Origin of the sequence: Streptomyces boetiae, from assembly GCF_031845405.1 — a bacterium.
Classification (GTDB): Bacteria; Actinomycetota; Actinomycetes; order Streptomycetales; family Streptomycetaceae; genus Streptomyces; species Streptomyces boetiae.
On record NZ_JAVREN010000031.1, the window covers coordinates 34,255 to 46,413 of the forward strand.

The following is a 12,159-nucleotide window of genomic DNA, read 5'->3' on the forward strand; positions in this document are numbered from 1 at the left end:
ACGGTGACCGACCCCAACAGCGGTGGCGACGGCGTGAACGGGAACACAAGCACAAGCCCGGCCGCCGCCGGCGGCTCCGGGGAGCCGATCGCCCGCCGCCGCGGCATGTTCGGCGCGAACAACGGCGGCGACACCTCCGGTTACGGCGGCCTGGCCCGCACCGTCCGGATGCCCGGCGCCTCCTCCCGCCCCTACGGCGGGTACTTCGACGAGGTCGCCGACGAGCTGGAGGGCGCGCTGGAAGAGCAGGGCGTCGACCCCGCCGCCGCCATCGAGCGCACCGTCGTCGACCGCGGCGAGCTGACGTTCCACATCGCCCGCGAGCACCTGCCCCGGGTCGCCCGCACGCTGCGCGACGACCCCGCCCTGCGCTTCGAGCTGTGCCTGGGCGTCAGCGGCGTCCACAACCCCGCGGACACCGGCCGCGAGCTGCACGCCGTCTACCCCTTGCGCTCGCTCACCCACGGGCGGCTGATCCGCCTGGAGGTCAGCGTCCCCGACGCCGACCCGCACCTGCCCTCGGTCGTCGAGACGTACCCGACCAACGACTGGCACGAGCGCGAGGCGTACGACTTCTTCGGCCTGATCTTCGACGGCCACCCCGCGCTGACGCGGATCATGATGCCCGACGACTGGCAGGGCCACCCCCAGCGCAAGGACTACCCGCTCGGCGGCATCCCCGTCGAGTACAAGGGCGCCCAGATCCCGGCTCCCGACCAGCGGAGGTCGTACAGCTGATGTCCACACACGCGACCCGGCCCGCGGGGGCCAGGGAAACCACCGAAGGCACCGTCTACACCGTCACCGGCGGGGACTGGGACGCGCTCGCCCAGGAGGTCGCCGACCGCGCAGACGACGAGCGGATCATCGTCAACATGGGCCCGCAGCACCCCTCCACGCACGGCGTGCTGCGGCTGATCCTGGAGATCGACGGCGAGACGGTCACCGAGGCCCGCGCCGGCATCGGGTACCTGCACACCGGCATCGAGAAGAACCTCGAATTCCGGACCTGGACCCAGGGCACCACCTTCGTGACGCGCATGGACTACCTCACGCCCTTCTTCAACGAGACGGCGTACTGCCTGGGCGTGGAGAAGCTGCTGGGCATCACCGAGGACGTCCCCGACCGCGCCAGCCTCATCCGCGTCCTGCTGATGGAGGTGAACCGTCTCTCCTCCCACCTGGTGGCCATCGCCACCGGCGGCATGGAGCTGGGCGCCACCACCGTCATGATCTTCGGCTTCCGCGACCGCGAGCTGTGCCTGGACATCTTCGAGCTGATCACCGGCCTGCGGATGAACCACGCCTACATCCGCCCCGGCGGGCTCGCCCAGGACCTGCCGCCGGGGGCCGTGGACGCGCTGCGCGAGTTCGTCCGCACCATGCGCAAGAACCTCAACGAGTACGACCAGCTCTGCACCGGCAATCCCGTCTTCAAGGCGCGGCTGAAGGACATCGGCTACCTCGACCTGGCCGGCGCCCTCGCGCTGGGCGCCACCGGACCGATCCTGCGCTCCGCGGGCCTGCCCCACGACCTGCGCAAGTCCGACCCCTACTGCGGCTACGAAACCTTCGACTTCGAGGTCCCCACCACCGACACCTGCGACTCCTTCGGCCGCTTCCTGCTGCGCCTGGAGGAGATGCGGCAGTCGCTGCGGATCATCGAGCAGTGCATCGACCGGCTGGAGCCGGGCCCGGTCATGGTCGCGGACAAGAAGATCGCCTGGCCCGCGCAGCTCGCCCTGGGCCCCGACGGCCTGGGCAACTCCCTGGACCACATCCGCACCATCATGGGCACCTCCATGGAGGCCCTCATCCACCACTTCAAGCTGGTCACCGAGGGCTTCCGGGTCCCGGCCGGGCAGGCGTACGCCGCCGTCGAGTCCCCCAAGGGCGAGCTGGGCGTCCACCTGGTCAGCGACGGCGGCACCCGCCCCTACCGGGTCCACTTCCGCGACCCCTCCTTCACCAACCTCCAGTCCATGGCGGCGATGTGCGAGGGCGGCATGGTCGCCGACGTCATCGTCGCCGTCGCGTCCATCGACCCCGTGATGGGAGGCGTCGACCGGTGACCGACGTCAGCACCAACGCCGGCGGCGGCGCCGGCGGGAACGTCAGCAGGGACGTGTCCCTCGGCATGCCCGCGATGCCCGCCCCGGACTACCCGCCCGAGACCCGGGCCCGTCTTGAGCGGGACGCCGCCGCGATCCTCGCCCGCTACCCCGGCAGCCGCTCCGCCCTGCTGCCCCTGCTGCACCTCACGCAGGCCGAGGAGGGCTGGGTGACGCCCACCGGCGTGCGGTTCTGCGCCGAAACGCTGGGCCTGACCACCGCCGAGGTCACCGCGGTGGCCACCTTCTACACCATGTACCGGCGCCGCCCCTCCGGCGAGCACCAGGTCGGGGTCTGCACCAACACCCTGTGCGCGGTCCTCGGCGGCGACGCCATCTTCGCCGCGCTCCAGGAGCACCTGGGCATCGGCAACGGCGAGACCACCGAGGACGGCAAGGTCACGCTGGAGCACATCGAGTGCAACGCGGCCTGCGACTTCGCGCCCGTCCTGATGGTCAACTGGGAGTTCTTCGACAACCAGACGGTGGAGTCCGCCAAGCGCCTCGTGGACGACCTGCGGGCCGGGCGCGAGGTCACGCCCACCCGCGGCGCCCCGCTGACCGGCTTCCGCGACACCGCCCGCGTCCTGGCCGGCTTCCCCGACGAACGCCCGGGCGCGGTCGCCGCCGGGGGCAGCGCCGGGCCCGCCTCGCTGGCCGGACTGCGCCTGGCCCGCGGGGAGTCGGGGCCGCCCGCCGTGGACGTTCCCCGGCACCCGGAGGTTCCGCGGGCCGAGCCGCCCAGCACGCACCTCAGCCGCCACGACGCCCCGCTGTCCAGCTCCGCCTCCGACCCGCACCACCCCGCGGGCCCGGTGACGGACGAGGCGGACGGGACGAACGCCAGGGAAGAGGGGGAGTGAGACCGTGACGACCGACGACAGGAACGGCGGGGCCGGAGAGCGGGACGCGGGCGGCGTCAACCGCGTCAGTCCCGAGAAGCTGCTCTCCCCGGTGCTGTCCGCCTTCTGGGACCGCGAGGAGTCCTGGACCCTCGACGTCTACCGGGCGCACGGCGGCTACCGCGCGCTCCCCAAGGCCCTGGCCATGCCCCCCGACGACGTCATCGCCTACGTCAAGGACTCCGGGCTGCGCGGGCGCGGCGGCGCCGGCTTCCCCACCGGCATGAAGTGGCAGTTCATCCCGCAGGGCGACAACAAGCCGCACTACCTGGTGGTCAACGCGGACGAGTCCGAGCCGGGCACCTGCAAGGACATCCCGCTGCTGTACGCCAACCCGCACTCCCTCATCGAGGGCGTCGTCATCGCCTGCCACGCCATCCGCTCCCACCACGCGTTCATCTACCTGCGCGGGGAGGTCGTCCCCGTGCTGCGCCGGCTGCACGCGGCCGTGGCCGAGGCGTACGCGGCCGGGTACCTCGGCAAGGGCGCGCTGGGGGAGGGCGGGGACCTGGAGGTCACCGTCCACGCCGGCGCGGGCGCCTACATCTGCGGCGAGGAGACCGCCCTCCTCGACTCCCTGGAGGGGCGCCGCGGCCAGCCCAGGCTCCGCCCGCCCTTCCCGGCCGTGGCCGGCCTCTACGCCTGCCCCACCGTGGTGAACAACGTCGAGTCCATCGCCTCCGTTCCCGCGATCATCGACCGCGGCAAGGAGTGGTTCCGGTCGATGGGCACCGAGAAGTCCCCCGGCTTCACCCTCTACTCCCTCTCCGGGCACGTCGCCCGCCCCGGCCAGTACGAGGCCCCCCTGGGCATCACGCTGCGCGAACTGCTGGAGATGAGCGGCGGGATGCGGCCCGGGCACCGCCTGAAGTTCTGGACCCCCGGCGGCTCCTCGACCCCGATGTTCACCGAGGAGCACCTGGACGTCCCGCTGGACTACGAGGGCGTCATGGGCGCCGGCTCGATGCTGGGCACCAAGGCCCTCCAGTGCTTCGACGAGACCACCTGCGTGGTCCGCGCGGTGACCCGCTGGACCGAGTTCTACGCCCACGAGTCCTGCGGCAAGTGCACCCCCTGCCGGGAGGGCACCTACTGGCTGGTGCAGCTCCTGCGCGACATCGAGGCGGGCAAGGCCTCCCTCGGCGACATCGACAAGATCGCCGACATCGCCGACAACATCAACGGCAAGTCCTTCTGCGCGCTCGGCGACGGCGCCGCCAGCCCCATCTTCTCCTCGCTGCGGTACTTCCGCGACGAGTACGAGCGGCACGTCACCGGCGGCGGCTGCCCGTTCGACCCGGCCAGGTCCACGGTCTGGGCGGACGGCGCGGGCACCGGCACGGCTCACCAGGAGGTGAACGCATGACGGCCCAGGGCACCACGCCCCCCGAGGAGCTCGTCACCGTCCAGATCGACGGCGTCGGGATCTCCGTCCCCAAGGGCACCCTGGTCATCCGCGCGGCCGAGCAACTCGGCATCGCCATCCCGCGGTTCTGCGACCACCCGCTGCTCGACCCGGCGGGCGCCTGCCGCCAGTGCATCGTGGAGGTGGAGGGCCAGCGCAAGCCGATGGCCTCCTGCACCATCACCTGCACCGACGGCATGGTCGTGAAGACCCACCTGACCTCGCAGGTCGCCGAGAAGGCCCAGCGCGGCGTCATGGAGCTGCTGCTGATCAACCACCCGCTTGACTGCCCGGTCTGCGACAAGGGCGGCGAGTGCCCCCTCCAGAACCAGGCGATGTCCACCGGCGACCCGGAGACCCGGTTCGAGGGCACCAAGCGCACCTTCGACAAGCCCGTGCCCATCTCCACCCAGGTCCTGCTGGACCGCGAGCGCTGCGTGCTGTGCGCCCGGTGCACCCGCTTCTCCCAGCAGATCGCGGGCGACCCCATGATCGAGCTGCTGGAGCGCGGCGCGCTCCAGCAGGTCGGCACCGGCGAGGGCGACCCCTTCGAGTCGTACTTCTCCGGCAACACCATCCAGATCTGTCCCGTGGGCGCGCTCACCTCCGCCGCCTACCGCTTCCGCTCCCGCCCCTTCGACCTGGTCTCCTCGCCCACCGTCTGCGAGCACTGCTCCGGCGGCTGCGCCACCCGCACCGACCACCGGCGCGGCAAGGTCATGCGCCGGATGGCCGCCGAGGACCCCGAGGTCAACGAGGAGTGGATCTGCGACAAGGGCCGCTTCGCGTTCCGCTACGCCCAGCAGCCCGACCGGCTGACCGCCCCGCTGGTGCGCAACCCCGCCACCGGCGAGCTGGAGCCCACGAGCTGGCCCGAGGCCCTGCGGGTGGCCGCCGATGGCCTGACGGCCGCCCGCGACCGGGGCGCCGCCGTCCTCACCGGCGGTCGGCTCACCGTCGAGGACTCCTACGCCTACGCGAAGTTCGCCCGGGTCGCCCTGCACACCAACGACATCGACTTCCGGGCCCGGCCGCACAGCGCCGAGGAGGCCGCCTTCCTCGCCTCCCGGGTCGCCGGGCACGGCCTGGACCTGGACGGCAACGGCCCCACGCACCGTTCGCTGGAACGGGCCCCCGCCGTCCTGCTCGCCGGCTTCGAGGCGGAGGAGGAGGCTCCCGGCGTCTTCCTGAGGCTGCGCAAGGGCAGCCGCAAGCACGGCACCCGCGTCTTCTCGCTGGCCACCCACATCAGCCGCGGCCTGGCCAAGACGGACGGCACCCTGCTGCCCGCCGCGCCCGGCACGGAGACCGCGTGGCTGGCCGCGCTGGCCGACCCGGGGGCCCCCGAGCTGGACGAGGCGGGGCGGCGGGCCGCCGAGGCGCTGCGCGCTCCCGGCGCCCTGCTGCTGCTGGGCGAGCGGCTGGCCAGCGTCCCCGGCGCCTACGCCGCCGCCGTCGCCCTGGCCGGCACCACCGGTGCGGGGCTGGTGTGGATCCCACGCCGCGCCGGCGAGCGCGGCGCGATCGAGACCGGCGCGCTGCCCGGGCTGCTGCCCGGCGGGCGGCCGTTCTCCGCCCGGCGCGCCCGGCAGGAGGTCGCCCACGCCTGGGGCCTGGGCTCGCTGCCCGAGCGGCCGGGCCGGGACACCGGCGAGATCCTGGCCGAGGCCGCCGCCGGCCGCCTGGGCGCCCTGGTCGTCGCGGGCGTCGAGCTGGCCGACCTGCCCGACCCGGCGCTGGCCCGGCGGGCGCTGGACGCGGTGGCCGCCGAGGGCTTCCTGCTCAGCCTGGAGCTGCGGCCCGGCGAGGTCACCTCCCGCGCCCACGTGGTGCTGCCCGTCGCGGCCGTGGTGGAGAAGGACGGCACCTTCCTCAACTGGGAGGGCCGCGCCCGGCCGTTCGCCGCCGCGGTCAAGCCCGACCAGATGACCCGCCGCCAGGTCCAGCCCGACGCGCGCGCGCTGCACATGCTCGCCGACGCAATGGACGTTCACCTGGGCCTGCCCGACCTGCCGACGCTGCGCGCCGAGCTGGACTCGCTGGCCGAGTGGGACGGCGACCTGCCGCTGGGGCCCACGGGCACCCCGGGCGAGCTGCCCAGCCCCGCCGAGGGCGAGGCCGTCCTGGCCGGGCACCGCCTGCTGCTGGACCAGGGCCTGCTCCAGGCCGGGGACGAGGCGCTGGCCGGGACGCGGCACGCCGCCGTCGCCCGGCTCTCCCCCGTCACCGCCCGCGAGGCCGGGGCCTGCGACGGCCAGCCCCTGACCGTCACCGGGCCGGGCGGGGGGACGGTGACGCTGCCGCTGGCCGTGACCGCCGAGCTGCCCGACCGGGTGGTATGGATTCCGCTCAACTCCGTGGGCGGCGGCGCCTACAGCGACCTCGAAGCGCTGCCGGGCCGCGTCGTCCGAATCGCCGCGGGTCCCGGGGATACCGCTACTCCCGCCGCGGACGCCGGCGCCGTCGAGGAGGTGACCGCCTGATGGTGCTCGCGCAGGAGCCGGACCTCTCGATGTTCGGCGACGACCCCTTCTGGCTGATCGTGATCAAGGCCGTGGCCTGCTTCGCGTTCCTGATGATCTGCGTGCTGATCAGCATCGTCATGGAACGCAAGGTGCTGGGCTGGATGCAGCTGCGCATCGGCCCCAACCGGCACGGCCCCTGGGGCATGCTCCAGTCGCTGGCCGACGGCGTGAAGCTGATGCTGAAGGAGGACATCATCGTCAAGGGCGCCGACAAGGCGCTCTACGTGCTGGCCCCGATCCTGGCGGCCATCCCGGCGTTCATGGCCATCGCCGTGATCCCCTTCGGCCCCAAGGACGACCCGGTCTCGATCTTCGGGACCCGCACCGTCCTCCAGCTGACCGACCTGCCGGTGGCGCTGCTGTACGTGCTGGCCACCTCCGCCATCGCGGTCTACGGCACGGTGCTGGCCGGCTGGGCGTCGAACTCGACCTACCCGCTGCTGGGCGGGGTGCGGGCCACGGCGCAGATCATCTCCTACGAGGTCGCGATGGGCCTGTCCTTCGCGGCCGTCTTCCTCTACTCCGGATCGATGTCCACCTCGGCCATCGTGGAGGCGCAGGACGACCGGTGGTTCATGATCCTGCTGCCGGTGTCCTTCCTCATCTACATGGTGTCGATGGTCGGCGAGGCGCACCGGCCGCCGTTCGACATGCCGGAGTCCGAGGGCGACCTGGTCGGCGGGTACCTCACCGAGTACTCCTCGATCAAGTTCGCCTTCTTCATGCTCTCCGAGTACATCCACACCGTCACGGTCTCCGCACTGATGGTGACCCTCTTCCTCGGCGGCTGGCGCGCCCCGGCGCCGCTGAGCCTGTGGGAGGGCGCGAACACCGGCTGGTGGCCGCTGCTGTGGTTCACGGCCAAGCTGGTCTGCGTCATCTTCTTCTTCATGTGGATCCGCGCCTCGCTGCCGCGGGTGCGCTACGACCAGTTCATGGCGCTGGGCTGGAAGATCCTCATCCCCATCGCGCTGGTCTGGCTGATGCTGGTGGCCACCGTCCGCGCCATGCAGAACGAGGACTACGACTTCCAGGACATCGTGCTGTGGGTCTCCGGGGGCGTCCTCACCATCCTGCTGCTGTCGTTCGTCGCCGACTTCTTCCGCGACCGCTCCGAGCGGCGCCACGAGGAAGCCGGGGGAGCCGGGGAGCCCGGCGCGGAGGGAACCCAGGAGCCCTTCGACCCCACGGCCGGCGGCTACCCCGTGCCGCCGCTGCCGGGACAGACCCTGCCGCCGGTGCCGCGCCGGCCCTCCCGGACGCACCGGGAGAAGGCCGCGGCCGGGGCGGCAGCCGAATCCGAGGGACACACCCAGGGAAGGGAGGGCAGCGACGATGCCTGAGTTCCGCAACCCCGTGGCCGGCTTCGGCGTGACCTTCAGGTCCATGTTCAAGAAGCGGCTCACCGAGCAGTACCCGGAGGAGAAGAAGCCGACCGCGCCCCGCTTCCACGGCCGGCACCAGCTCAACCGCCACCCGGACGGCCTGGAGAAGTGCATCGGCTGCGAGCTGTGCGCCTGGGCCTGTCCCGCCGACGCCATCTACGTCGAGGGCGCGGACAACACCGAGGAGGAGCGGTACTCCCCGGGCGAGCGCTACGGCCGCGTCTACCAGATCAACTACCTGCGCTGCATCCTGTGCGGCCTGTGCGTCGAGGCCTGCCCCACCCGGGCGCTGACCATGACGAACGAGTACGAGCTGGCCGACCGCACCCGCGCCTCCCTCATCTACACCAAGGAGGAGCTGCTGGCCGGCCTCACCGACGGCATGGTCGAGGCCCCGCACGCCATGTACCCCGGCGCGGACGAGCAGTCCTACTACCGCGGCGAGGTCCGCGGGGCCGCCCCCGGCACGGTCCGCCAGACCGTCACCGGCGAGCAGCTGGCCGAGGACGACGCGGTCTCCGCCGCCACCCGCCTCCACGATCCGGCGCCCGGCACCTCGGGCGCGGACAGGGGGCAGGCGTGAACGCCCTGACCACCGCCGCCGGCCTGGCCGCCGAGACCTCCACCTCCACCGGCGAGGCCGCGCAGTTCTGGGTGCTGGCGCCGCTGGCCGTGGCCGGGGGCCTGGGCACCGTTCTGATGCGCCGCGCGGTGCACTCCGCGCTCTGCCTGGCCGGAACGATGGTGCTGCTGGCCGTCTTCTACCTCGCCAACGGCGCCTACTTCCTGGGCATGGTGCAGATCGTCGTCTACACCGGCGCGGTCATGATGCTCTTCCTCTTCGTGCTGATGCTGGTCGGCGTCTCCAGCGCCGACTCGCTGAAGGAGACGCTCAAGGGCCAGCGCTGGCTGGCCGCCGGCTGCGGCCTGGGCCTGGGCCTGCTGCTGATCGCCGGCATCGGCCAGGCGTCGGTCGGCTCCTTCACCGGGCTGGAGCAGGCCAATTCCCAGGGCAACGTCCAGGGCCTGGCCTCGCTGCTGTTCACCCGCTACGTCGTGGCCTTCGAGGTCACCGGCGTGCTGCTGACCGTCGCCGCCGTGGGCGCCACGCTCCTCACCCACCGGGAGCGGATCGAGCGCATCAAGACCCAGCGCGAGCAGGCCGAGGAGCGGGTGCGCGCGGGCGTTCACCTGCCGCCGCTGCCCGCCCCCGGCGTCTACGCCCGGCACAACGCCGTGGACCTGCCGGGCCTGCTGCCCGACGGCACGCCCTCGGAGCTGACCGTCAACGCCACGCTCCGCTCCCGCGGCCAGGTCCGGGAGGTGCACCGGCAGGCCGTCGCCGACGTCGCCGCGCTGGAGCGCCGCACCGCCCGCCACCACGGCCAGCGCTACATGGACCCCGAGACGCCCGCCGCCGGCCGCGGGGCCCTGGCCCCCACGGACCCGGCGCGGGCCGCCGAGGAAGAGGGCGCCGGTCGCGAGGCCACCGAGGAGGGGGCGCGCCAGTGAGCGACGCACGCGCGGCTGCCGGGCCGCAGATGACGACGAATCCCGCACTGTGCCGCGCGAGCGGAGAAGCGAACAAGGGGGCGCAGTGAATCCCATCAACTACCTCTACCTGGCCGCCCTGTTGTTCACCCTGGGCGCCTGCGGGGTGCTGCTGCGGCGGAACGCCATCGTCGTCTTCATGTGCGTCGAGCTGATGCTCAACGCCGCCAACCTGGCCCTGGTCGCGTTCTCCCGCATCCACGGCAACCTCGACGGCCAGATCGTGGCGTTCTTCGTGATGGTCGTGGCCGCCGCCGAGGTCGTGGTCGGGCTGGCCGTCATCGTCACCGTCTACCGCTCCCGCCACTCGGCCTCGGTGGACGACGCCAGCCTGATGAAGCTCTAAGGGTCGAAGGGTCGTAAGAACAGTGGAGTCATTGATCGGACTGCTGATCGGCGCGCCCCTCCTGGGAGCCGCCGTGCTGCTGCTGGGCGGGCGGCGCCTGGACCGGGTGGGCCACTGGCTGGCCACCGCGCTGGCCGCGGCCTCCTTCGTCCTGGCGGCCGTCCTCTTTTTCGACCTGCTGGGCAGGGACGCCGAGGACCGCACGCTGCGCGAGCACCTGTTCAGCTGGGTGCCGGTCGCGGACCTCCGCGCGGACGTGGCCTTCCAGCTCGACCAGCTCTCCATGACGTTCGTGCTGCTGATCACGAGCGTGGGCACGCTGATCCACCTCTACTCGGTCGGCTACATGGCCCACGACGAGCGGCGGCGGCGGTTCTTCGCCTACCTCAACCTCTTCCTCGGCGCCATGCTGCTGCTGGTGCTGGCCGACAACTACCTCCTGCTGTACGTCGGCTGGGAGGGCGTGGGCCTGGCCTCCTTCCTGCTGATCGGCTTCTGGCAGCACAAGCCGAGCGCGGCGACGGCGGCGAAGAAGGCGTTCATCGTCAACCGCGTCGGGGACGTCGGCCTCTCGCTGGCGATCCTGCTGATGTTCACCACCTTCGGCACCTTCGCCTTCGAGCCGGTGCTCGGCGGGGCCACGGGCGCGAGCGAGGCCACGCTCACCGGCATCGCCCTGATGCTGCTGCTGGCGGCCTGCGGCAAGTCGGCCCAGGTGCCGCTCCAGTCCTGGCTGGGCGACGCCATGGAGGGCCCGACCCCGGTCTCCGCCCTCATCCACGCCGCGACCATGGTCACCGCCGGCGTCTACCTGGTCACCCGCTCCGCCGCCGTCTTCGACGCCGCGCCCGACGCGCAGACCGTCGTGATCACGGTCGGCGCGGTGACGCTGCTCTTCGGTGCGATCGTCGGTTGCGCCAAGGACGACATCAAGAAGGCCCTGGCCGGCTCGACCATGTCGCAGATCGGGTACATGATGCTGGCCGCCGGGCTCGGCCCGCTGGGCTACGTCTTCGCGATCATGCATCTGGTCACCCACGGCTTCTTCAAGGCCGGGCTCTTCCTCGGCGCCGGCTCGGTGATGCACGCCATGAACGACGAGGTGGACATGCGCCGCTACGGCGGCCTGCGGCGCCATCTGCCGGTCACCTTCGCCACGTTCGGCCTCGCCTACCTGGCGATCATCGGCTTCCCCTACCTCTCCGGCTACTTCTCGAAGGACGAGATCATCTACGCCGGGTTCAGCAAGGGCGGCACCCAGGGCTGGATCCTGGGCGGGGTGATGCTGCTGGGCGCGGCCCTGACGGCGTACTACATGACCCGGATCATGCTGCTGACGTTCTTCGGAGAACGCCGCTGGCAGCCCGACGCGCAGGGCCACGAGCCGCACCCGCACGAGGCCCCGCTGACCATGACGGTCCCGATGATCGTGCTGGCGATCGGCTCGGTCGGGGCGGGCTTCTTCTTCGACGCGGGCGAGCGGTTCGTCCACTGGCTGGAGCCGGTCACCGGGCTGGCGCACGGGGACTCGCCCGTCAGCCACGGCCAGGTCGCGCTGGCCGCCACGGGCGTGATGCTGCTCGGCGTGCTCGGCGCGTGGTGGCAGTACGGCCGCCGCCCGGTGCCCGTGGTGGCCCCGGCCGGGCGGTTTTTCACCCGGGCCGCGCGGCGGGACCTGCTCCAGGACGACTTCAACCACGCCGCGTTCGTCCGGCCCGGCAACTACCTCACCCGCGGCCTGGTCTTCCTCGACCACAAGCTGGTGGACGGGGTGGTCAACGGCCTGGCCGCGGGCTTCGGCGGCGCCTCAGGCCGGCTGAGGCGGGTGCAGAACGGCTTCGCCCGGTCCTACGCGGTCTCGATGTTCGGCGGCGCGGCCCTGCTGATCGCCGCGACGCTGCTGATGCGCGCGGTCTGAGCGGGCGAGAATTGAG

Annotated in this window: 10 protein-coding genes; all 10 read left to right on the forward strand. The window is 72.4% G+C overall.

Annotation, left to right across the window (positions count from 1 at the left end; all coding sequences use genetic code 11):
* Window positions 1-3: 3 nt before the first annotated feature.
* A complete protein-coding gene (locus RM780_RS19535) occupies window positions 4-738 on the forward strand; it encodes an NADH-quinone oxidoreductase subunit C (RefSeq protein WP_311632091.1) in 735 nt (244 codons plus the stop codon).
* Window positions 738-2,072 (forward strand): NADH-quinone oxidoreductase subunit D, encoded by a 1,335-nt coding sequence (locus tag RM780_RS19540; RefSeq protein WP_311632092.1) that lies wholly within the window; start codon window positions 738-740, stop codon window positions 2,070-2,072. Before RM780_RS19535 ends, RM780_RS19540 begins: the two co-directional genes overlap by 1 nt.
* 65 nt (window positions 2,073-2,137) lie before the next feature.
* Window positions 2,138-2,974 carry an NADH-quinone oxidoreductase subunit NuoE gene (nuoE, locus tag RM780_RS19545; protein WP_311632116.1) on the forward strand — a complete coding sequence of 279 codons (837 nt, stop codon included), beginning with the start codon at window positions 2,138-2,140 and terminating at the stop codon, window positions 2,972-2,974.
* A 4-nt stretch (window positions 2,975-2,978) separates the two neighbouring features.
* Complete coding sequence (nuoF, locus tag RM780_RS19550) at window positions 2,979-4,379, forward strand: NADH-quinone oxidoreductase subunit NuoF (RefSeq protein WP_394813021.1); 1,401 nt, start codon at window positions 2,979-2,981, stop codon at window positions 4,377-4,379.
* Window positions 4,376-6,901, forward strand: a complete 2,526-nt coding sequence (locus RM780_RS19555) for an NADH-quinone oxidoreductase subunit G (protein ID WP_311632093.1) — start codon at window positions 4,376-4,378, stop codon at window positions 6,899-6,901. Before nuoF ends, RM780_RS19555 begins: the two co-directional genes overlap by 4 nt.
* Window positions 6,901-8,286: an NADH-quinone oxidoreductase subunit NuoH gene (gene nuoH, locus RM780_RS19560; RefSeq protein WP_311632094.1), complete on the forward strand. Its 1,386-nt coding sequence runs from the start codon at window positions 6,901-6,903 to the stop codon at window positions 8,284-8,286. Before RM780_RS19555 ends, nuoH begins: the two co-directional genes overlap by 1 nt.
* Window positions 8,279-8,911 carry an NADH-quinone oxidoreductase subunit NuoI gene (gene nuoI, locus RM780_RS19565; protein ID WP_311632095.1) on the forward strand — a complete coding sequence of 211 codons (633 nt, stop codon included), beginning with the start codon at window positions 8,279-8,281 and terminating at the stop codon, window positions 8,909-8,911. Before nuoH ends, nuoI begins: the two co-directional genes overlap by 8 nt.
* Window positions 8,908-9,840, forward strand: coding sequence for an NADH-quinone oxidoreductase subunit J (locus tag RM780_RS19570; protein WP_311632096.1), 933 nt, complete (start codon window positions 8,908-8,910; stop codon window positions 9,838-9,840). The genes nuoI and RM780_RS19570 overlap by 4 nt, the downstream gene beginning before the upstream one ends.
* A gap of 85 nt (window positions 9,841-9,925) precedes the next feature.
* On the forward strand, window positions 9,926-10,225 hold the full coding sequence (gene nuoK, locus RM780_RS19575) for an NADH-quinone oxidoreductase subunit NuoK (protein ID WP_311632097.1): 300 nt from the start codon (window positions 9,926-9,928) through the stop codon (window positions 10,223-10,225).
* Window positions 10,226-10,247: 22 nt separating this feature from the next.
* Window positions 10,248-12,143, forward strand: a complete 1,896-nt coding sequence (gene nuoL / locus RM780_RS19580) for an NADH-quinone oxidoreductase subunit L (protein WP_311632098.1) — start codon at window positions 10,248-10,250, stop codon at window positions 12,141-12,143.
* The last annotated feature ends 16 nt before the right edge of the window (window positions 12,144-12,159 follow it).